General features: G+C 70.0%; 17 protein-coding genes. 7 read left to right on the forward strand and 10 right to left on the reverse strand.

Annotation, left to right across the window (positions count from 1 at the left end; translation table 11 throughout):
- Nucleotides 1–53: 53 nt before the first annotated feature.
- A complete protein-coding gene (locus tag RGD00_RS15600) occupies nucleotides 54–2,222 on the forward strand; it encodes a malate synthase G (RefSeq protein ID WP_310458210.1) in 2,169 nt (722 codons plus the stop codon).
- Nucleotides 2,223–2,244: 22 nt separating this feature from the next.
- Here RGD00_RS15600 and RGD00_RS15605 read toward each other — a convergent pair whose 3' ends face one another.
- On the reverse strand, nucleotides 2,245–3,015 hold the full coding sequence (locus tag RGD00_RS15605) for a C40 family peptidase (protein WP_310458211.1): 771 nt from the start codon (nucleotides 3,013–3,015) through the stop codon (nucleotides 2,245–2,247).
- Between the two features lie 33 nt (nucleotides 3,016–3,048).
- A complete protein-coding gene (gene map, locus RGD00_RS15610) occupies nucleotides 3,049–3,795 on the reverse strand; it encodes a type I methionyl aminopeptidase (RefSeq protein WP_310458212.1) in 747 nt (248 codons plus the stop codon).
- A 193-nt stretch (nucleotides 3,796–3,988) separates the two neighbouring features.
- Here map and RGD00_RS15615 point away from each other — a divergent pair, with 193 nt between their 5' ends.
- Nucleotides 3,989–4,786 (forward strand): gamma-glutamyl-gamma-aminobutyrate hydrolase family protein, encoded by a 798-nt coding sequence (locus RGD00_RS15615; RefSeq protein WP_310458213.1) that lies wholly within the window; start codon nucleotides 3,989–3,991, stop codon nucleotides 4,784–4,786.
- A 145-nt stretch (nucleotides 4,787–4,931) separates the two neighbouring features.
- Nucleotides 4,932–5,477, forward strand: coding sequence for a flavodoxin domain-containing protein (locus RGD00_RS15620; RefSeq protein ID WP_310458214.1), 546 nt, complete (start codon nucleotides 4,932–4,934; stop codon nucleotides 5,475–5,477).
- Between the two features lie 35 nt (nucleotides 5,478–5,512).
- On the opposite strand, the gene RGD00_RS15625 is transcribed toward RGD00_RS15620, so the two are convergent.
- The 4 genes from RGD00_RS15625 to truA form a co-directional block, all read right to left on the reverse strand.
- Nucleotides 5,513–6,130: a L,D-transpeptidase gene (locus tag RGD00_RS15625; protein WP_310458215.1), complete on the reverse strand. Its 618-nt coding sequence runs from the start codon at nucleotides 6,128–6,130 to the stop codon at nucleotides 5,513–5,515.
- Nucleotides 6,131–6,201: 71 nt separating this feature from the next.
- Complete coding sequence (kynA, locus tag RGD00_RS15630) at nucleotides 6,202–7,041, reverse strand: tryptophan 2,3-dioxygenase (protein WP_310458216.1); 840 nt, start codon at nucleotides 7,039–7,041, stop codon at nucleotides 6,202–6,204.
- A gap of 355 nt (nucleotides 7,042–7,396) precedes the next feature.
- A complete protein-coding gene (kynU, locus tag RGD00_RS15635) occupies nucleotides 7,397–8,590 on the reverse strand; it encodes a kynureninase (protein WP_310458245.1) in 1,194 nt (397 codons plus the stop codon).
- 87 nt (nucleotides 8,591–8,677) lie between these two features.
- Entirely contained in the window at nucleotides 8,678–9,448 is a 771-nt protein-coding gene (gene truA / locus RGD00_RS15640; RefSeq protein ID WP_310458217.1) for a tRNA pseudouridine(38-40) synthase TruA, read from the reverse strand.
- Between the two features lie 102 nt (nucleotides 9,449–9,550).
- Here truA and RGD00_RS15645 point away from each other — a divergent pair, with 102 nt between their 5' ends.
- From RGD00_RS15645 to ileS, 3 genes are all read left to right on the forward strand, one after another.
- Nucleotides 9,551–10,972 carry a YcjX family GTP-binding protein gene (locus tag RGD00_RS15645; protein WP_310458218.1) on the forward strand — a complete coding sequence of 474 codons (1,422 nt, stop codon included), beginning with the start codon at nucleotides 9,551–9,553 and terminating at the stop codon, nucleotides 10,970–10,972.
- Between the two features lie 12 nt (nucleotides 10,973–10,984).
- Entirely contained in the window at nucleotides 10,985–12,010 is a 1,026-nt protein-coding gene (locus tag RGD00_RS15650; RefSeq protein WP_310458219.1) for a YcjF family protein, read from the forward strand.
- 152 nt (nucleotides 12,011–12,162) lie between these two features.
- Nucleotides 12,163–15,156, forward strand: a complete 2,994-nt coding sequence (gene ileS / locus RGD00_RS15655) for an isoleucine--tRNA ligase (protein WP_310458220.1) — start codon at nucleotides 12,163–12,165, stop codon at nucleotides 15,154–15,156.
- A gap of 18 nt (nucleotides 15,157–15,174) precedes the next feature.
- Here the strand turns inward: ileS and RGD00_RS15660 are convergent, their stop codons facing one another.
- The 4 genes from RGD00_RS15660 to fsa are packed head-to-tail and all read right to left on the reverse strand — an operon-like array spanning nucleotide 15,175 to nucleotide 18,284.
- On the reverse strand, nucleotides 15,175–15,870 hold the full coding sequence (locus RGD00_RS15660) for a CDP-alcohol phosphatidyltransferase family protein (RefSeq protein ID WP_310458221.1): 696 nt from the start codon (nucleotides 15,868–15,870) through the stop codon (nucleotides 15,175–15,177).
- A gap of 56 nt (nucleotides 15,871–15,926) precedes the next feature.
- Entirely contained in the window at nucleotides 15,927–16,856 is a 930-nt protein-coding gene (locus RGD00_RS15665; protein WP_310458222.1) for a tyrosine recombinase XerC, read from the reverse strand.
- 11 nt (nucleotides 16,857–16,867) lie between these two features.
- Entirely contained in the window at nucleotides 16,868–17,584 is a 717-nt protein-coding gene (locus RGD00_RS15670; RefSeq protein ID WP_310458246.1) for a DUF484 family protein, read from the reverse strand.
- A 46-nt stretch (nucleotides 17,585–17,630) separates the two neighbouring features.
- Nucleotides 17,631–18,284: a fructose-6-phosphate aldolase gene (gene fsa, locus RGD00_RS15675; protein ID WP_310458223.1), complete on the reverse strand. Its 654-nt coding sequence runs from the start codon at nucleotides 18,282–18,284 to the stop codon at nucleotides 17,631–17,633.
- 138 nt (nucleotides 18,285–18,422) lie between these two features.
- Between fsa and RGD00_RS15680 the strand changes: the two genes are divergently transcribed.
- Nucleotides 18,423–20,615 carry a primosomal protein N' gene (locus tag RGD00_RS15680; protein WP_310458224.1) on the forward strand — a complete coding sequence of 731 codons (2,193 nt, stop codon included), beginning with the start codon at nucleotides 18,423–18,425 and terminating at the stop codon, nucleotides 20,613–20,615.
- Nucleotides 20,616–20,712 lie beyond the last annotated feature (97 nt).

The raw sequence follows: 20,712 nt of genomic DNA on the forward strand, positions 1-20,712 counted from the left end.
GTCGCGGGGGCAAGCGCCTAGCCTGCGCCCGGCACTGACGATAGGAGACGGGGATGGCGGATCGGCTGGATCGGGCGGGCTTGCAGGTGGACCTGCGGCTTGCGGCCTTTGTCGAGGGGCGGGTGCTGCCCGGGACGGGTATCGCGGCGGAAGGCTTCTGGGCGGGGCTCGCGGCGGCGGTGCAGGACTTCGGCCCCCGCAACCGCGCGCTGCTGGACCGGCGGGCGGAATTGCAGGCGCAGATCGACGCCTGGCACATCGCCCGCCGGGGTCAGGCGCCCGACCCGGCGGCAGAGCGCAAGTTCCTGGAAGGGATCGGCTATATCGAACCCGAAGGCCCCGATTTCACCATAGAGACCACCGGCACCGACCCCGAGATCGCCACCATTCCCGGCCCGCAGCTGGTGGTGCCGGTGACGAATGCGCGCTATGCGCTGAACGCGGCGAATGCGCGGTGGGGCTCGCTCTACGATGCGCTTTACGGCACCGATGCGCTGGGCAGCCTGCCGCCCCCGGGGGGCTATGACGCGGCGCGCGGGGCCAAGGTGATCCGCTGGGGGCGCGATTTCCTCGACGCCGCGGCGCCGCTGGTGGGTGCAAGCTGGCGCGAGGCGCATCGTTTCGCGATCCGGGACGGCAGGCTGTCGATCGGGCTTTCGGCCGGGTCCGCGGGCCTGAAACAGCCGGAAAAGTTCGTGGCCCATGAAGGCCCCACCGGATCGCCCACCCGCGTGGTGCTGTGCAACAACGGGCTGCATATCGACATCCGGGTGGATGCGGGCACCCCCATCGGCGCGGCGGATCCGGGGCGGATCGCCGACATCCGGCTCGAATCCGCCGTGTCCGTGATCATGGATTGCGAGGATTCGGTGGCCTGCGTGGATGCCGCCGACAAGGTGGCCGCCTATGCCAACTGGCTGGGCCTGATGAAGGGCGACCTGACCGCAGAGGTGACGAAGGGCGGCCGCACCTTCACCCGCCGTCTTGCCGCCGACCGCCGCTATACCGGCCCCGAGGGCGGGCCGGTCACGCTGAAGGGCCGGGCGCTGATGCTGGTGCGCAACGTGGGCCATCTGATGACCACGCCCGCCGTGCTGGACCCCGATGGCGCGGAAATCCCCGAAGGCATCCTCGACGCCTTCGTCACCGTGCTGTGCGGGCTGCACGACCGGGTGAAAGAGGCCCCGCGCAATTCCGCCACCGGCGCGATCTATGTCGTCAAGCCCAAGATGCACGGGCCGGCCGAGGTCGCCTTCACCGTCGATCTGTTCGACCGGGTGGAGGATGTGCTGTCCTTGCCGCGCAACACGGTCAAGCTGGGCATCATGGACGAGGAACGGCGCACCAGCGTGAACCTCAAGGAATGCATCCGCGCGGCCAAGGCCCGGGTCGCCTTCATCAACACCGGCTTTCTGGACCGCACCGGGGACGAAATCCACACCGCGATGGAGGCCGGGCCGATGATCCGCAAGGGCGACATGCGCGCCGCCCCCTGGATCGCGGCCTACGAGGACCGCAATGTCGATATCGGGCTTGCCTGCGGGCTCAGGGGCCGGGCGCAGATCGGCAAGGGCATGTGGGCGATGCCCGACCGGATGGCCGACATGCTGGCGCAGAAGATCGCGCATCCCAAGGCGGGGGCAAGCTGCGCCTGGGTGCCCTCGCCCACCGCCGCGACGCTGCATGCGACGCATTACCACCGGGTGGACGTGGCGGCGCGGCAGGACGAGATCGCGGCCGGCGGCCCCCGCGGGCGGATGGAGGATCTGCTGACCATCCCCCTTGCCCCCGCAGGCTGGACGGCGGAGGAGGTTCAGGCCGAACTCGACAACAACTGCCAGGGGATCCTGGGCTATGTCGTGCGGTGGGTGGATCAGGGCGTGGGCTGTTCCACCGTGCCCGACATTCACGACATGGGCCTGATGGAGGACCGCGCGACCTGCCGGATTTCCGCGCAGGCGCTGGCGAACTGGCTGCACCATGGCGTGGTGACGCCGGAGCAGCTGGACGAAACCCTGCGCCGCATGGCCGTGGTCGTGGACCGCCAGAATGCCGCCGACCCCGCCTACCGCCCGATGGCGCCGGGGTTCGACGGCCCCGCCTTCCTTGCCGCCCGTGCGCTTGTGGCCGAGGGCCGCGCGCAGCCCTCGGGCTATACCGAGCCGATACTGCATGCGGCGCGGGCGGCGGTGAAGGCGACGCTGGACGACACCACGGCGTGAGCGATCCGGCCGCCGGGCCGGATCAATCCCAATGCAGCTTGCGGAAATCGAACCCGTCCCCGATGGCGGGTTTGACGATCTCGAAATAGGGCGACAGGTCGAAATCGCGCGGCGCGAACAGGGAATAGTGGCGGATGTGGAAAACCTCCCGCGCGGCGTCGTCGTCGAGGGCACCGCTGTCGGATACCTCGGGCAGGATGGGATAGTTGATCGACTGGAACGCCTGCGCGATCAGCGAGGAACAGATCGCCCGCGTCGGATCGCCCGATCCGAACGCCAGCGCCCGGCGCCGCAGATGCGCGGGCAGGGGCGGCAGCGGCAGAAAGAAACGCAGCAGATCGAAGATGTTTCGCAGGTCGTAGCGCAGACCGATCTTGCCCGCCATGAAGGCCACCAGCGCCGCCCGGTCCGCATCGCCGAGCGAACTTGCCCGGCAGATGCGCAGGTTGAAGCCGCGGTAGGATCCCAGGGGTGCCGCGACGCAGCCCTGATGCAGGTTGACCTCGATCAGCCGGGGGCGTTCCGATCCGTCGGCGGGCGCGGGCAGGGCGTCGCCGATGTAAAGCGCGGCATGCGACCAGGTGGATTGCGTCAGATACTTGATCGCGCCCGAAATCCGCTCGTTCCCCTCGACCAGCAGCACATCGCCGGGCCGCAGCGCCCGGCAGATCCTGTCGAAGTCGATATGCGCGCGCGGTTTGTAGCCGGGGCGCTTTGCGTGCAGCATCCGCGCCATGCCGTGGCCGAGCCTGCCGAGCAGCCCGTCCCATGTTTTCCGCAGTCCTTCCATCATCGGACCCCCCTTCGGGGACGGATACCGGAACGGTCAGCCCGGCAGCGTCACCACGATCGCCCCGCGATCCGTCGCCACCACGGTATGTTCGTACTGCACCACCGGCGCGGCGGGTTCGGCGCGCAGCGTCCAGCCGTCATCCCCCTCGGCCGCCCAGAGGCCGCCCATGGACAGGAAGGGTTCGACCGTCAGCACAAGCCCCCTGTCGATGCGGCGCTTGTCGCGCGTGGGCCATGTGGCGATTTCCTCGGGGTATTCGTGCAGCGACCGGCCCACGCCGTGGCTGGCGAGGTTGCGGATCAGGGTATAGCCGCGCGCATCGGCGAAACGGCCGATGGCCCTGCCGATCCCGGCCAGCGGCCGGCCCGCCCCGACCTGCGCGATGCCGATCTGCATCGCGCGCCTGCCGTCGCGGCAGAGCCGGTCCAGCGCAGGGCGCACCGGCGCGACACGCCATGTCGCCCCGGTATCGGCGAAATAGCCGTTCTTCGAGGCCGACACGTCGATATTGACCAGATCCCCCGGCGCGATCGCCCGGGGGCCGGGGATGCCGTGGGCGATTTCCTCGTTCACGCTGATGCAGGTCGCGCCGGGGAAACCGTAGGTGGATTGCGGGGCGGACAGCGCGCCCTCCTGTTCCAGCAGCGCGGCCCCGATGGCGTCGAGATCCTGCGTCGTCATGCCCGGTTCCATCGCCTTCGCCATCGCCTGCATGGTGTTGGCGACGATCCGGCCGATGTCCCTCAGCCCGTCGAGTTCGTCCTGATGCGTGATCGTCATCTGCCGGGGTCTTTCCGAAGCCGCCTGTCGGGGGCAGTCTAGCGCCGGATGCCGGCAATGTCCCGCAGGCAGGCGCCTGCCGGCTGTGCATCACCGCACCGCATCTGATCAAATGCCCTTGTGCGGGGCGGCCCCCCTTCACCTGCCGCGCGCAAGCGCCTATCATCATCCCGAGCGGAACAGGAAAGCGCAGATGCAACGCCCCGTCGCGCGGCGGCCGGTTGTCGGGATCATCGGCAACATGGCGCTGCTGAACGAAAGCTACCCCGTCCATGCGGGCGGCACGATGAACACCCAGGCGGTGGCCGAGGTGGCAGGCTGCCTGCCGCTGCTGATCCCGGCCGATCCGCGTTTCGTCACGGTGCCGGAACTGCTCGACATCTGCGACGGCTTCCTGCTGACGGGGGGGCGGCCGAACGTCCACCCCTCGGAATACGGCGAGGAGGAAACCCCCGCCCACGGCACGTTCGAGCGTGCGCGCGACGCGATCACCCTGCCGCTGGTGCGTGCCTGCGTGGAACGCGGCCAGCCCTTCTTCGGCATCTGCCGCGGGTTTCAGGAGGTGAACGTGGCCCTGGGCGGCACGCTCTACCCGGAAATCCGCGACCTGCCGGGGCGGATGAACCACCGCATGCCGCCCGACGGCACGATCGAGGAAAAGTTCGCCCTGCGCCACATGGTCCGCTTCACCCCCGGGGGGGTGTTCGCGCGGCTGATGGGGGCGGAAGAGGTGATGACCAACACGCTGCACGGCCAGGGGATCAAGACCCCGGGCGCGCGGATCGTGATCGACGGGCAGGCGCCCGACGGCACGCCCGAGGCGATCTATGTCAAGGATGCGCCGGGCTTTACCCTGTCGGTGCAGTGGCACCCGGAATGGAACGCGGCCAACGATCCGGTCTCGCGCCCGCTGTTCACGGCCTTTGGCCGGGCGGTGGCGGATTGGGCGTCGGCGCGCGAGGGCCCCGCGGCGGCACGCCGCAGCGCCTGAGCGCCGGTTGCAAAACGCGCGCCCGTCGCGGATGATCGGGCATCGTTCCGGGACGTGCGCCTGCGCGCGGGATTCCGGGACGAATGCGCGCCTGCGCGCGGGATCCCGGGGCATTTGCGCGCCTGCGCGCGCGGGGGGGCATGCGATGAAATTCGTCATCGTCTACGGCACCACCGAAGGCCAGACCCGCCGCATCGCGCGGTTCTGCGCCGATCGGCTGGCCGATGCGGGCCATGCGGTGGAACTGCTGCCCGCGGCAGAGGCGGGCGATCTGGAACTGTCGCGGTTCGACGGCGCGGTGCTTGCCGGTTCGCTGCATATCGGCGCGTTCCAGAAGGAACTTGCGGCTTTCGCCACCGCCCGGGCGGCGGCGCTGCGGGCGATGCCGACGCTGTTCCTGGCGGTGTCGCTGGCGGCGGCGGGGCAGGATGCGGGCGACTGGGCGGGGCTGCGCGCCTGCGTCGAACGGTTCAGCGCCGCTTCGGGCTGGGTGCCGGGGCAGGTGGCGCATGTGGCGGGGGCGTTCCGGTTCACCCAGTACGATTTCTTCCGCACCTGGGCGATGCGCTGGATCGCCTCGGAAAAGGGCGTCGCCGTCACGGCGGGCGCGGATACCGAGTTCACCGACTGGGCCGCCCTCGGGGCGCTGCTCGACACCTGGGCCGCGGGCGTGACGCCGCGCCGGGGATGACGGGGGCAGGGCAGGCCCCGACCTGTGCAGGGGCGTCAGCGGACGATGACCTTCGCCCCCACCGGCACGCGGTCGTAAAGGTCGATCACGTCCTGGTTGACCATGCGGATGCAGCCCGACGAGGCCGCGCGCCCGATCGTCCACCATTCCGGCGTGCCGTGGATGCGGTAGCCGGTATCGTGCCCGTCCTGCGCCAGATAGATCGCCCGCGCCCCCAAGGGGTTCTTCGGCCCGCCCGGCCGGCCATCGGCCCATTGCGCCAGTTCCGGCTGGCGCCGGATCATCTCGGGCGGCGGGGTCCATTTGGGCCAGTGCGCCTTGCGGTCCACCACCGCCTCGCCCGTCCAGCCGAACCCCTCGCGCCCCACGCCGATGCCATAGCGCAGCGCGCTGCGGTCGTCCTGGATCAGGTAGAGATAGCGCGCCGCGGTGTCGATGATGACCGTGCCGGGGGCTTCTTCCGTCTGCATCCCCACCAGCGTGCGCTGGAAGGCGGGGTTGACCTTTTCCGCCGGGATCGCGGGCAGGGTATGCCGCCCGTCCGCGCGCGAGACATACGGCACGGGCGTGGGCGTATCCTCGACCGGCGGCGGTTCCAGACAGCCGGCCAGCGGCAGGATCAGGGCCAGGGCAATCGCAAGGCGGATGGGCATCGCGCGGATCCTCGGGTTACGTGAAGAGTCTACCGCAACCGCCTTGCACTGCAACGGCTTTCCGTGCCCGATCACAGACTGGTGCGCAGATGCCAGAGTTCGGGGAACAGTTCCACCTCCAGCATGCGGCGCAGGTATTGCACGCCCGAGGTGCCGCCGGTGCCGCGCTTGAAGCCGATGATGCGCTCGACCGTGGTGACGTGGTTGAAACGCCAGCGGCGGAAGTAATCCTCGAAATCCATCAGTTTTTCGGCCAGCTCGTACAGCTCCCAATACCGTTCCGGTTCGCGGTAGACGGCCGCCCAGGCGGCCTCGACCGCCGGATGGGGCGCCCGGGGCGCGCGCGGGTCGCGGGCCGTCGCCTCGGGGGGCAGGGCGAAGCCCGCCGCCGCCAGCCGCCCCACCGCCACATCGTAAAGCGAGGGGCGGGCCAGTTCTGCCTCCAGCGCCGCGGTCAGGTCGGGGCGGTGGGCATGCGGGCGCAGCATGGCGAGGTTGCGGTTGCCCGCGGTGTATTCGATCAGCCGGTACTGCCAGGACTGGAACCCCGACGACTGGCCGAGCGCGTCGCGGAAGCGCGTGTATTCCGCCGGCGTCATCGTGCGCAGCACGTCCCAGGCGTTGTTCAACTGCTCGAAGATCCGCGCCACGCGGGACAGCATCTTGAACGCCGGCCGCAGGTCGCCCGCCGCAATCAGATCCCGCGCCGCGCCCAGTTCGTGCAGCGCCAGCCGCATCCACAGTTCCGAGGTCTGGTGCTGGATGATGAACAGCATCTCGTCATGCGCGGTGCTGCGGGGATGCTGCGCGGTCAGGATCGCGTCGAGGCAGAGGTAGTCGGTATAGGACATGCGGCCGTCGAAGGCCATCTGCGCGCCGTCGCGGGCGGGGTCGTAGGGGGTCCGGGTCATCGGTCTCTCCTTGCAATTGGGGGGGCGGCTCAGGATGCCGCCGCCCGCCCGTTGCAGGCCGAAACCATCGCCATCCGCCGCCAGAGGCAGGCCCAGGCCGAGGGCCGGCAGAGCGGCACCGACGCCGCGCGGCCGTTCCATTTTCTGTCTGCAAATATCCCCGCCGGAGGCGCCCCACCCCGCCGTTTGCGCGAAGGGATGGGGCGGTGGCCTCCGGCGGGGATATTTGGGTCACGGTGAAAGACCGGGGCGCGGGGCCTGCGCCGGGCGGCTTCATCTTTTCCCAAATACCCCCCGCGCGGCGCACCGCCGGCAGCGGTCAGGGGGGCGGGCGGCGGGGATGAGGGGCGCCCCATCACGTCACCCTTGCGCGGGTCCGGTATTCGGGGCGGTCCCAGGCGGCGGTCGCCATCACCTCGGCCAGGATGTCGACGGCGCGGGCGACTTCTTCCATCCCGATGAAAAGGGGCGTGAGGCCGAAGCGCAGGATGTCGGGGGCGCGGAAATCGCCGATCACGCCGCGGGCGATCAGCGCCTGCATGATGGCGTAGCCTTCGGGGTGGCGGAAGCTGACCTGGCTGCCGCGACGGGCCGGGTCGCGGGGGGTGGCGAGGGTCAGGCCGGGGCAGGCGGCCTCGACCCCGGCGATGAACGCCTCGGTCAGGTCGATCGACCGCGCGCGGACATCGCGCATCTCCACCATGTCCCAGATGTCGAGTGCTGCGTCGAGGGCGGCGAGTTGCAGGATCGGCGGCGTGCCGACGCGCATCCGTTCGATCCCCCTGCCGGGGCGGTAGTCGAGGTCGAAGGCGAAGGGCGATTCATGCCCCAGCCAGCCCGACAGCGCCGGGCGGGCGGTTTCGGCGTGGCGGGGGGCGACATGGATGAAGGCGGGGCCCCCGGGCCCGGCGTTGAGGTATTTGTAAGTGCAGCCCACGGCGAAATCGACATTGCATCCCGCCAGATCCAGATCCACCGCGCCCGCCGAATGCGCCAGATCCCAGATCGTCAGCGCGCCCGCGGCATGGGCCTTTTCGGTGATCCGGCGCATGTCGTGGCGCCGCCCGGTGCGATAGTCGACCTCGGTGATCAGCGTCACGGCGACGGTATCGTCGATCGCATCCTCCACCGCCTCGGGCGCGACCGTGCGCAGCGCGTAGCCCTGGCCGAGCGTGCGCACCAGACCATCGGCGATATAGAGATCCGAGGGGAAGTTGCCGGTATCCGACAGGATCACCCGGCGGGCGGGGTTCATCTCCAGCGCGGAGGCGAGCGCCTGATAGACCTTGATCGACAGCGTGTCGCCCATGACCACGGTGCCCGGCTGCGCCCCGATCAGGCGCGCCACGCGGTCGCCGATACGGGCGGGCATGTCCATCCAGCCGGCGCGGTTCCAGCCGGTGATGAGCATCCGGCCCCATTCCTCTGTCACCGTGCGGGCCACGCGGTCGGCGGCGGCGCGCGGCAGGGGGCCGAGCGAGTTGCCGTCGAGGTAGATCATCCCGTCGGGGATCTGGAACAGGGCGCGGGTGGCGGCGAAATCGGTCATGGGCTCCTCCATCGTCTCAAGGCGTGGCATGGGGCGCGGAGCCGGTCAAGTTCGGGCTTGCGATGCCCTTGCGGCAGGGGTCCGGGGTCAGGCGAAGGGATCCGCCGGATAGCGCACGCCGGTGAGATAGAGCCCCTGCGGCGGGCAGACCGGGCCGCAGGCCGCGCGGTCGCGGGCGGCCAGCGCCGCTGCCACCCGGGCGGGGGGCCAGCCGCCGGCACCCACCCGTTCCAGCGTGCCGACGATGGACCGCACCTGATTGTGCAGGAAGCTGCGCGCGCGCAGGTGGAAACGGTATTCGGTGCCGCCGGGCACGGCGTGGGCCTCGATGCCGATCTCGTCCAGCGTCTTGACCGGGGAGGCCGCCTGGCAAAGCGTGGACCGGAAGGTGGTGAAATCGTGCCGCCCGACCAGATGGGCCGCGCCGTCGCGCATCGCCGCGATGTCCAGCGGGTGGCGCACCTGCCAGACACGCCCGGCATCCAGCGCGGCGGGCGCGCGGCGCGACAGCAGGCGGAAGGTGTAGCGGCGTTCCAGCGCGGCGAAGCGGGCGTGGAAATCGTCGGCCACCCGCGCGCAGGCCAGCACCGCCACGGGGGCGGGTTTCAGGTGCCAGTTCAGCGCCTCTGCCAGCCGGAAGGGATCCCAGTCGCGCGGCAGGTCGCAATGGGCGACCTGCCCGGTGGCATGCACCCCGGCGTCCGTCCGCCCCGCCGCCGCCACCGTCACCGGCCCCGGGGTCAGCCGGGCCAGCGCGGTTTCCACCGCCGCCTGCACCGACGGCTGGCCCGCGGCCTGGCGCTGCCAGCCCTGGAACGGCATGCCGTCATATTCGATCCTGAACGCATAGCGGGGCATGGCCGGGGCCTAGCGCGCCGCCCGCGGGCTGGCAAGGGGGAAGCCCTACACATCCCCGCCCCGAGTGCCTATGGTGAAGGGATCGGCGGGGCGAGGGCGGCCATGGGGCTTCAGGAACTGGCGCAGGATGTTGCGCATGGGGTGGAAACGCGGCTCGCCTCGGTCACGGAATCGCTGTTCGATCCGGTGATCCGGCTGGGGGTGACGGGGCTGGCGCGGGCGGGCAAGACGGTGTTCATCACCTCGCTGGTGTCGAACCTGATGGACCGCGGGCGCATGCCGCAGCTGCGCGCCGCGGCCGAGGGGCGGATCGAGGCGGTGTGGTTGCAGCCGCAGCCCGACGACACCGTGGCGCGGTTCGACTACGAGGGCCACCGCGCCGCGCTGACGGGCGATGCCCCGCGCTGGCCGGACTCCACCCGGGCGGTATCGGAACTGCGGCTGTCGTTCCGGCTGCGGCCCTCGGGGCTTTTGGGCGGGCTGCGGGGGCCGAAGCGGCTGCATCTCGACATCATCGACTATCCGGGCGAATGGCTGCTGGACCTGACGCTGCTGGACAAGGGCTATCAGGACTGGGCGGCGCAGGTGCTGGACCGGTTGGCGCGGCGGCCCGAGGGCGCGGCCTATCTGGCCCGCGTTCAGGCGGCCGATGCCGCCGCCCGGCTGGACGAGGCGCAGGCGCAGGGCCTTGCCGCCGACTATACCGCCTGCCTGTCGGCGCTGCGGGCGGCGGGGCTGTCGGATGTGACGCCGGGCCGGTTCCTGATGCCCGGGGATCTGGCCGGGTCGCCCGCGCTGACCTTCGCCCCCCTGCCGCGCCCCGACAATCCGCCCCGAGGCAGCCTGTGGCGGGAAATGGAACGGCGCTACGATGCCTACCGCACCCGCGTCGTCCGCCCGTTTTTCCGCGACCATTTCGCCCGGATCGACCGGCAGGTGGTGCTGGTCGATGCGCTCGGCGCGATCCACAACGGCCCCGCGGCGGTGGAGGATCTGCGCCGCACGCTGGCCGATGTGCTGACCGCCTTCCGCCCCGGGCGCAACGGGGTGCTGGCGGAACTGGTGCGGGGGCGGCGGGTGGAACGGATCCTCTTCGCCGCGACCCGGGCCGACCATCTGCACCACACGCAGCACCCCCGGCTGGCCGCCATCCTCGCCGCGCTGCTGCGCGAAGCGAAGGACCGCGCGGATTTCGCCGGGGCGGAAACCGCGGCGATGGCCATCGCATCCCTGCGCGCGACGACAGAGGCAGAGGTGCCCGTGGCGGGCGGGCGCATGGTGCAGGGGGTGCGCGGCACGCTGTTGTCCACCGGCAGGCAGGCGCTGATGTATGCGGGCGAACTGCCCGCCGACCCCGCCCGCCTGCTGTCGCCCGCGCGCGAGGGGGCGGAGGGGTGGCTGGATGCCGATTATGCGGTGATGACCTTGGCGCCCGCGCGGATGGCTCTGGTCCCGGGCGAGGGGCTGCCCCATATCCGGCTGGACCGCGCCGCCGAATTCCTGCTGGGCGACCGGCTGCGCTGAGCGGAGGACCGCATGACCGACCCCAGGGATGACCTGAACCGCCCCATTGTCGTGGAGTTGGACGAGGGCGAGGCGCCTTCGCCCGCGCTGGCCCCGCCGGTGCCCGACGGGCCGGGGGCCGATGGTGCCGTCATGCAGCGCGCGATGCGGATCGGCGCGCGGCGGGGCTCGGCGGCGGGGCGGTTCTTTCTTTGGGCCCTGGGGGCGCTCTTCACCTTCGTGATCTCGGTCGCGGCCTGGGATTATGTGTGGGGGCTGGTGGCGCGCAACGCGGTGCTGGGGGCGATCGCCACGGTGCTGCTGGCGGCGGTGGTGATCGGCGCGCTGGTGCTGGCGCTGCGCGAGGCGGTGGCGTTTTCGCGCATCGCCCGCATCGACGGGCTGCGCGCGCGGGCCGCCGCGGTGCTGGTGCAGGGCGATCTGCCGGGCGCGCGGGCGGTGCTGGCGGAACTGGACCGCCTTTATGCCGGCCGGCCCGAATCCGCCCGCGCGCGGCAGCGGCTGGCGGAACTGGCGCCGGAACTGCTCGATGCCGATGCGATATTGTCGCTGGCGGAAACCGAACTGCTGGCGCCCCTCGACCGCGCCGCGACGGCGGAAATCGAGGCCGCATCCCGCGCCGTCGCCGCCACCACCGCGCTGGTGCCGCTGGCGCTGGCCGACGTGGCGGTGGCGCTTGGCGCGAACCTGCGCATGATCCGCCGCATCGCCGAAATCTACGGCGGGCGGGCAGGGTCGTTCGGCAGCTGGCGGCTGATGCGGCGGGTGTTCACCCATCTGCTGGCCACCGGGGCGGTGGCGGTGGGCGACGACCTCATATCCTCGGTCGCGGGGGGCGGCGCGCTGGCCCGCCTGTCGCGCCGTTTCGGCGAGGGGGTGGTGAACGGCGCGCTGACCGCGCGGGTGGGCATCGCGGCGCTGGAGGTCTGCCGCCCGCTGCCCTTCGCCGCCATGGCCGAACCGCGCATCACCGCGATTCTGGGCCGCAGCCTGACCGGGCTTTTCGACCGCACCGGGCGCGACGGCGGGCCCGCCTGATCCACTGGACCCTTCGCCGCGCTGCCGCTATAGAGCCCGCATGACCCTGCGCGCCGCAACAGTGATCCGAATTAGCGGCCCGGCGTCCTGATCCGTCAGGGCCGCCGGGGTCTTTTCGCCTTTCCCACCGGATCACGCCAAGGACCGCTTTCATGTGCGCCGATACGCCCGACTACCGCGACACCGTTTTCCTGCCCGAGACCGATTTTCCCATGCGCGCCGGCCTGCCGCAGCGCGAACCCGACTGGCTGGCGCATTGGGCGCGGATCGGCATCTATGACCGGCTGCGGGAAAAGGCGGCAGGGCGCACGCCCTTCACCCTGCATGACGGCCCCCCTTACGCGAACGGCAACCTGCATATCGGCCATGCGCTGAACAAGGTGCTCAAGGATTTCATCGTCCGGTCGCAGCAGATGCTGGGCCATGACGCGCGCTATGTGCCGGGCTGGGATTGCCACGGCCTGCCGATCGAATGGAAGATCGAGGAACAGTACCGCGCCAAGGGCCTGAACAAGGACGAGGTGGATGTGGTCGCCTTCCGCCAGGAATGCCGCCGCTTTGCCGAACACTGGATCGACGTGCAGCGCGAGGAGTTCAAGCGCCTCGGCGTCACCGGCAACTGGGCCGACCCCTACCTGACGATGGATTTCCACGCCGAGGCGGTGATCGCCGAGGAATTCATGAAGTTCCTCATGAACGGGTCGCTCTATCAGGGGTCCAAGCCCGTGATGTGGTCGCCGGTGGAAAAGACCGCACTGGCCGAGGCAGAGGTGGAATACCACGACCACACCAGCCACACGATCTGGGTGCGGTTCAAAGTCGTTGAGGCACCGAACGCTAACGATCCGCTGCCTGGAACGATCGACCAGCAGTTTACGCCGATCAAGGACCGTGAACTGGGTTCGGTGCGCGCAAACCCCGCTGCGACAGCGCGATTGGCTGACGCATCTGTCGTGATCTGGACAACGACTCCTTGGACGATCCCTCAGAACCGGGCGGTGGCGTTCAGTCCAGATGTTGCTTACGGTCTTTACATCGTGATCGACAATACTACGGAAGGCGCATCGGCTAAGGCGGGTGAGTTGCTACTCATTGCCGACAATCTGGCAGGGGCTTGTCAGCAAGCATCGCGGGCGACGTTCCAGAAGGTGCGGAGCGTGTCACGCGAAGAGTTGGCTTCTATGATCCTTGCCCATCCCTATCGCGGCCTGCCCGAGGGCAAGGGTGAGTGGGACTATGACGTGCCGCTGCTGCCGGGCGATCATGTGACCGACGATGCGGGCACCGGGTTCGTGCATACCGCGCCCTCGCATGGGGACGACGACTATCAGATGGGTCTGAAATTCGGCCTGCCGATGACCTGGAACGTCGAGCCCGACGGGTCCTACCGGCAGGATCTGCCGGTGTTCGGCGGCCAGCACATCATCCTGCCCGATGGCAAGGAAGGCCCGGCGAATGTCAGCAACATCAAGGCGCTGGCGGGGCAGGGGGCGCTGCTGGCCAAGGGCAGGATGAAGCATTCCTACCCGCATAGCTGGCGGTCCAAGGCGCCGCTGATCTACCGCAACACGCCGCAGTGGTTCGCCGCCATCGACAAGGTGCTCGACGACGGGATGGGCACTTTTGGCGACACGATCCGGCGGCGTGCGCTGACCTCGATCACGCAACTGGTGGAATTCACCCCGGTCTCGGGGCGCAACCGGCTGCATTCCATGATCGAGGCGCGGCCGGACTGGGTGCTGAGCCGCCAGCGCGCCTGGGGCGTGCCGCTGACCTGTTTCGTGAAAAAGGGCGCCAAACCGACCGACCCGGATTTCCTGTTGAAGAACGCGCAGGTCAACGCCCGCATCGTCGCGGCGTTCGAGGCCGAAGGCGCCGATGTCTGGTATGTGCAAGGATTCAAGGAAAAGATCCTGCAAGGCATCGTCGATCCGTCGGATTATGAACAGATCTTCGACGTGCTGGACGTGTGGTTCGATTCTGGGTCCACCCATGCCTTCGTGCTGCGCGACCGCCCCGACGGCACCGCGGACGGGATCGCGGACCTTTACCTCGAGGGCACCGACCAGCACCGGGGCTGGTTCCATTCCTCGATGCTGCAAGCCTGCGGCACCAAGGGCCGTGCGCCCTACCGGGGCGTGCTGACGCATGGCTTCACGCTGGACGAGAAGGGCATGAAGATGTCCAAGTCGCTCGGCAATACCGTCGCGCCGCAAGCGGTGATCGACGAATACGGCGCCGATATCCTGCGGCTGTGGGTGGCGCAGTCGGATTACACCGCCGACCTGCGCATCGGGAAGGAAATCCTCAAGGGCGTTGCCGACAGCTATCGCCGGCTGCGCAACACCATGCGCTTCCTGCTGGGCAACCTCGCCGGGTTCACCGAAGAAGAACGGGTGGAACCCGCCGCGATGCCGGAACTGGAACGCTGGGTCCTGCACCGGCTGGCCGAACTGGACGCCGAGGTCCGCAAGGGCTACGCCGCCTACGACTTCCAGGGCGTGTTCCAGAAGCTTTTCACTTTTGCGACATCCGACCTGTCGGCTTTCTACTTCGACGTGCGGAAAGATGCACTTTACTGCGATCCGCCCGCATCCGCCCGCCGCCGTGCCTGCCGCACGGTGCTGGACATCCTGTTCCACCGGCTGACCACCTGGCTGGCCCCCATCCTCGTCTTCACGATGGAGGATGTGTGGCTGTCGCGCTTTCCGGGCGCGGACAGTTCCGTCCACTTGCAGGACATGCCCGCCACGCCCGCCGGCTGGCTGGACGAGGCGCTGGCGCAGAAATGGCAGGGCATCCGCCAGACCCGCCGCGCCGTGACCGCCGCGCTGGAGGTGCAGCGCGCGGCCAAGGTCATCGGGGCGAGCCTGGAGGCCGCGCCGGTCGTCCATGTCGCCGATGCGGGCGTGCTGGCGGCGTTGAAGGGGGTGGATTTCGCCGAACTCTGCATCACCTCCGCCATCGTGCTGACGGGCGACCCCGAACCGGCAGAGGCGTTCCGCCTGCCCGAGGTGCCGGGCGTGGGCGTGGTGTTCGAAAAGGCGGAAGGCGAGAAATGCGCCCGCTGCTGGCAGATCCTGCCCGATGTGGGCAGCCATGCGCATGCCCATACCTGCAAACGCTGCAACGACGCGCTGGCCTGATCGCGGGCCCCGCCGCGTTCAGGCGCGGCGGGGCGGCACGATCTGCTGCGCGATGCCCACCAGCACCAGATAGACCGAGGTCACGACCAGCCCCCAATGCGCCCAGCTTTCGGGGTGGAAATCCACCACCGCGGCCCAGGCGGCAAAGAAGGTCCAGGCCAGCGCCACCGGCAGCGTCACCCCCCGCCAGCGTTCCGTGCGTACCGGGTGGACGAATTTCAGCGGCGTGAACATCGCCCCCGCCAGCACCACGACGATCGCCAGCGTCACCCAGAAATCGGGGTGCAGCGCAAAGATCACCACCGCCACCATGTTCCAGCAGGCGGGAAAGCCGGAAAACGAATTGTCCTTCGTCTTCATGCGCGTATCGGCGAAATAGAGCGCCGAGGCGAAGGTGATGACCCCGATCGCCACCCAGCCCGTCCAGCCGGGCAGCAAGCCGCTGGCGAACAGCGCATAGGCCGGGATGAACACATAGGTCAGGTAGTCGATGATCAGATCGAGGATCACCCCGTCGATCTGCGGCGCATGCATGCGCACGCCATAGCGGCGGGCGAGCGGGCCGTCGATGCCATCGACCACGAAGGCGACGACGAGCCAGCCGAACATCAGGCTCCACTGCGCCTGTACGGCGGCAAGCATCGCCAGCATCGAAAAGACCGCCCCCGTGGCGGTCAGCAGGTGGACGGAGTAGGCTTTGAAGAAGGGATTCATCTGCTGGTGATGCGCGAAAACGGGTGGCGATGCAATGCGGCAGTGGGGGGAAGGCGTCACGCGCGCGGATGGGCGCGGTCGTAGACCTCCATCAGCCGGGCGGCGTCGACGGCCGTATAGGCCTGCGTGGTGGACAGGGATTCGTGGCCCAGCAATTCCTGGATCGCGCGCAGGTCGCCCCCGGCCGACAGCAGATGCGTGGCGAAGGAATGGCGCAGCGCGTGGGGCGTCGCGGTCGCGGGCAGGCCGAGCCGGTGCCGCAGCCGTTCCATCGCCGCCTGCACGGGGCGAGGCGACAGCGGGCCGCCGCGGACGGCGCGAAAGAGGGGGGCCGCGGGTGTCAGGTCATGCGGGCAGGCCGCGACATAGGCCGCCACCGCCGCGCGGGCCGCGGGCAGCACCGGCACCATGCGCTGCTTGCCGCCCTTGCCGGTGATGCGCAGCGTATCGGGCAGGGGATGGGCGGCCCCGGTCAGCGCCAGCGCCTCGGATATCCGCAGGCCGCAGCCGTAAAGCAGCGTCACCACCGCGGTGTCGCGCGCGCCGACCCAATCGTCGCGCGCATCCTCGCCCACCCCGTCCAGCACCGCGCGGGCGGCATCCTCGGCCAGCGGGCGGGGCAGTTTGCGGCGATAGCGCGGGCTGCGCGCGGCCAGAACGGCGGTGGCATCCGCCCCCTGCCGGTCGGCCAGCCAGCGGGTGAAGCCCTTGACCGCCGACAGCCGCCGCGCAGTGGACCGGGGCGAGACCCCGCGCGCGGATTCGGCGGCCATATAGGCGCGGATGTCGGCCTGCGGCAGGGTGGCCAGCGCCGCCAGCCCCTCGGCCCCGCCGCGATATTCGGCGAGGAAGGCCAGATACCGGCCCACGTCGCGGGCATAGGCCGAAACCGTCGCCTCTGCCGCGCCGTCGAGCGCGCGCAGATGCGACAGCCATTGTTCCAGCGCGTCGCGCGCGGCGGGGGATATGGCCAGACTGCCCGTCATGGCCGGGCCGCTCATGACAGCCAGCGGCGCATCACCCGCTCGAACACCCCGGCGAAGAAGGCCAGCAGGTCGGTGCCATGCGTGGGGCGGAACTGGTGGGGATCCTCGGATCCCAGCACCAGCATCCCCGGCAGCCGCCCCTTGCCGAAGTCGAGCCGCATCATCGCCTCGGACCTTATATGTTCGGCCATAGCGCCATGCACGCGCGCCGAATCCGGGATCGCCTGCCGCAGCACGACCGTGCGCACCGGCACGTTGCGCCCGGCGGTCAGGTAATCGTCGATGAAGCCCGGTTCGGCCACGCACAGAACCTCGCCCAACCGGCGGATGGCGGGGTCGTCGGGGTTCTGCACGCTTTCCAGCACCAGCCGGATCGAATCCACCCGCAGCGTTTCCGCCACCGGCCCGGCGAGGCCGGCGAGGAAATCCTCGAAGCTCAGCGGGTCGAGCATCGACAGGATCGCGCGGTGCACCATGTTGGTGCCGGCGAGGTTTTCATAGGCGGCGGCGATGACGGAACGGTGCGTGTCCTCCAGCCGGTCGAGCCGGCCTTCCAGACGCTTCATCGCCACGCCGCGCAGATCGACGATGTTCTCGCCCATCGCGCGGTCGTTCGCCGCGATCAGCGCGCGCATCATCTCGGCGTCCTCGAGGATCAGTTCGGGATCCGACAGGATCCTGTCGCGGATTTCCTCGCTGATGCCCTGCGCCCCTGCACTCTCGCCCATGCCGTCCTGCCCGTTCACGTTTCCGTCCCGCGAGCCTAGCACCGGATCACAGGATTTTCTGCCCCGTTTTCGCCCAGTCGGCCATGAACTGTTCCAGCCCCTTGTCGGTCAGGGGGTGGCTGGCCAGCGCCTTGATCACCGAAGGCGGCGCGGTCATCACGTCGGCGCCCACCAGGGCTGCCTGTTTCACATGGTTCACGCTGCGGATCGAGGCGGCGAGGATTTCGGTCTTGAAGTCGTAATTGTCATAGATCTGGCGGATTTCCGCGATCAGTTCCATGCCGTCGAGGTTGATATCGTCAAGCCGCCCGATGAAGGGGCTGATGAAGGTCGCCCCCGCCTTGGCCGCCAGAAGCGCCTGGTTGGCGCTGAAACACAGCGTCACGTTGACCATGAAGCCCTCGGACGACAGCACCTTGCAGGTCTTGAGCCCGTCCCAGGTCAGCGGCACCTTGACGGCGATATTGGGGGCGATCGCGGCGAGCTTGCGGCCCTCTGCGATCATCTCGTCGGCTTTCAGCGCCACGACCTCGGCAGAGACGGGGCCGGCGACGATGCCGCAGATTTCCTTGGTGACTTCGAGGATGTCGCGCCCCGACTTCAGGATCAGCGAGGGGTTGGTGGTCACGCCGTCGACCATGCCGAGATCGTTGAGTTCGGCGATGGCGGGCACGTCGGCGGTGTCGACGAAGAATTTCATGGCGGGCTCCTGCGGCCGGTGTGGGGTTGGCGCCCTCTTACCCCATGGGGCGGGGGGCCGGAAGGATTTTCGTCCGAAAGCGCGCGGCCCCGGCGGCGGGGCCTCGCGCCGCCGCGCCGCCTCCTGTAGGCAGGGGGCATGAGTGGCGAGACCTTTCCCCCCGGCGTGCGCGTGGGCGTGCTGACCTCGGAACCCCCGGGGATGGTGCTGGATTACCGCGCCCCCGAAGGCGGCTGCGCCCTTGGGGATTTCGTCGAGGTACCGCTCGGCCCCCGGCGGGTGGCGGGCGTGGTCTGGGGTCCGGGCGAGGGGCGCATCGACCCCGCCCGCCTGCGCGCCGTCGCCCGCGTGCTCGACGTACCCCCGATGCGCGAGGAGTTGCGGGCCTTCCTGTCCCGCGCCGCCGACTATACCCTGACGCCCCCCGCGCTGATGCTGCGTCTGGCCACCCGCGCGCCCGGCCTGCTGGACCCGCCCGCGATGCGCCGTCTGGTCCACGCCACGGGCACGGCCCCCGACCGTATGACCACGGCCCGCGCGCGCGTGCTGGAGGTTCTGGCCGATCATGGCGGCGCGGGCTTCACCGCGGCGGAACTGGCGGGGTTGGCGGGGGTGGGTGCGACGGTGGTCAAGGGGCTGATCGCGCAGGGCGCGCTGCTGGAATCAGAGGCCCCGCGCGACACGGCCTTGCCCCGGCTGGACCCGGCCCATGCCGTGCCCGTCCTGACCGAAGGCCAGGCCGCCGCCGCCGCCGCCCTGCGCGAGGATATGACGGCCGACGCCTTCCGCCCCACGCTGCTCAAGGGCGTCACCGGGTCGGGCAAGACCGAGGTGTATCTGGAGGCCGTGGCCGAATGTCTGGCGCGCGGCCGTCAGGCGCTGGTCCTGCTGCCGGAAATCGCGCTGACGGCGGAATTTCTGGTGCGCGTCGAGGCGCGGTTCGGCGCGCGGCCGGGCGAGTGGCATTCGGGCGTGACCCAGACCGAGCGGCGGCGGCTGTGGAAGATGGCGGCGACGGGCGGGGTGGGGCTGGTCGTCGGCGCGCGATCCGCGCTGTTCCTGCCGTTCCGCGATCTGGGCCTGATCGTGGTGGATGAGGAACACGACACCTCCTACAAGCAGGAGGACGGCGTTCTCTACAACGCGCGCGACATGGCAGTGCTGCGCGCCTCCATCGCCGGTTGCGCGGTGGTGCTGGCGTCGGCCACGCCGAGCCTGGAAACCTGGGTCAATGCCGCCACCGGCCGTTACGCGCGGCTCGATCTGCCCGCGCGCTTCGGCACCGCGGAACTGCCTCAGATGCGCGCGATCGATCTGCGCGCCGAACGGCTGGCGGCGGACCGCTGGATCTCGCCCACGCTGCAACAGGCGGTCACGGCGCGGATCGCGGCGGGCGAACAGGCGCTTTTGTTCCTCAACCGCCGCGGCTATGCCCCCGTCACCATCTGCCGCGCCTGCGGCCACCAGATCGGCTGCGACGATTGCGATGCGCGGCTGGTCGAACACCGCTTTCAGCGTCGGCTGGTCTGCCATCAGTGCGGCGCCAGCAAACCCCTGCCGGATGCCTGCCCCGCCTGCGGGGTGGAAGGCCGCCTTGCCGCCGTTGGCCCCGGCGTGGAACGCATGGCCGAAGAGGCCGCAAGCCTCTGGTCCGAGGCGCGGATCCGCATCCTGTCGTCCGACCTTTTCGCCTCGGCCCGCGCGCTCAAGGCCGAAATCGCGCTGATCGCCGAAGGCGGGGCCGATATCATCATCGGCACCCAGATCGTCGCCAAGGGCCACAACTTTCCGCTGCTGACGCTGGTCGGCGTGATCGACGCCGACCTCGGCCTGCAAGGGTCCGACCTGCGCGCGGCGGAACGCACGTTTCAGCTGATGCGGCAGGTGTCGGGCCGGGCCGGGCGGGCGGAACGGCCGGGGCTGGCGCTGCTCCAGACCCATCAGCCCGACCACCCGGTGATCCGCGCCATCCTCGGCGGCGAGGAAGATGCCTTCTGGCGGGCAGAGGCCGACGCCCGCCGCGCCGCCGGCATGCCCCCCTTCGGGCGGCTCGCCGGCATCATCCTGTCGGGGCCCGACCTGCCGGCGGTGTTCGAGGCCGGCGCCGAACTCGCCCGCCGCGACGGCCCCCTGCGCGCGATCGGCGCGCAGGTCTGGGGCCCGGCGCCCGCCCCCATCGCCCGCATCCGCGGCCGCCACCGCGTGCGCCTGCTGGTCAAGGCCGACCGCACAGCGCCCCTGCAACCCGCACTCGCCGCCTGGGCCGGCCAACTGCGCCTGCCCGCCACCCTGCGCCTCGCCATCGACATCGACCCGCAAAGCTTCCTGTAAAAACACCGCCTTCATTTTCTGTCCAGAAATATCCCGGGGGTCCGGGGGCTGGCCCCCGGCGCGCCGCCAATCACCTGCACCACCATTGCCTGATCCC

The sequence above is a fragment of the Ruixingdingia sedimenti genome (assembly GCF_031432425.1).
GTDB classification, from domain to species: Bacteria; Pseudomonadota; Alphaproteobacteria; order Rhodobacterales; family Rhodobacteraceae; genus Ruixingdingia; species Ruixingdingia sedimenti.

Coding starts and splice junctions, on each gene's coding strand:
- truA (WP_310458217.1), bottom strand. CDS start 9,448: ATGCCCCGCTATGCGTTCAGGATCGAATATGACGGCATGCCGTTCCAG.
- fsa (WP_310458223.1), bottom strand. CDS start 18,284: ATGAAATTCTTCGTCGACACCGCCGACGTGCCCGCCATCGCCGAACTC.
- RGD00_RS15650 (WP_310458219.1), top strand. CDS start 10,985: ATGACCGACCCCAGGGATGACCTGAACCGCCCCATTGTCGTGGAGTTG.
- kynU (WP_310458245.1), bottom strand. CDS start 8,590: ATGACCGATTTCGCCGCCACCCGCGCCCTGTTCCAGATCCCCGACGGG.
- RGD00_RS15600 (WP_310458210.1), top strand. CDS start 54: ATGGCGGATCGGCTGGATCGGGCGGGCTTGCAGGTGGACCTGCGGCTT.
- map (WP_310458212.1), bottom strand. CDS start 3,795: ATGACGATCACGCATCAGGACGAACTCGACGGGCTGAGGGACATCGGC.
- RGD00_RS15620 (WP_310458214.1), top strand. CDS start 4,932: ATGAAATTCGTCATCGTCTACGGCACCACCGAAGGCCAGACCCGCCGC.
- RGD00_RS15605 (WP_310458211.1), bottom strand. CDS start 3,015: ATGATGGAAGGACTGCGGAAAACATGGGACGGGCTGCTCGGCAGGCTC.
- ileS (WP_310458220.1), top strand. CDS start 12,163: ATGTGCGCCGATACGCCCGACTACCGCGACACCGTTTTCCTGCCCGAG.
- RGD00_RS15665 (WP_310458222.1), bottom strand. CDS start 16,856: ATGACGGGCAGTCTGGCCATATCCCCCGCCGCGCGCGACGCGCTGGAA.
- RGD00_RS15680 (WP_310458224.1), top strand. CDS start 18,423: ATGAGTGGCGAGACCTTTCCCCCCGGCGTGCGCGTGGGCGTGCTGACC.
- RGD00_RS15660 (WP_310458221.1), bottom strand. CDS start 15,870: ATGAATCCCTTCTTCAAAGCCTACTCCGTCCACCTGCTGACCGCCACG.
- RGD00_RS15625 (WP_310458215.1), bottom strand. CDS start 6,130: ATGCCCATCCGCCTTGCGATTGCCCTGGCCCTGATCCTGCCGCTGGCC.
- RGD00_RS15615 (WP_310458213.1), top strand. CDS start 3,989: ATGCAACGCCCCGTCGCGCGGCGGCCGGTTGTCGGGATCATCGGCAAC.
- RGD00_RS15645 (WP_310458218.1), top strand. CDS start 9,551: ATGGGGCTTCAGGAACTGGCGCAGGATGTTGCGCATGGGGTGGAAACG.
- RGD00_RS15670 (WP_310458246.1), bottom strand. CDS start 17,584: ATGGGCGAGAGTGCAGGGGCGCAGGGCATCAGCGAGGAAATCCGCGAC.
- kynA (WP_310458216.1), bottom strand. CDS start 7,041: ATGACCCGGACCCCCTACGACCCCGCCCGCGACGGCGCGCAGATGGCC.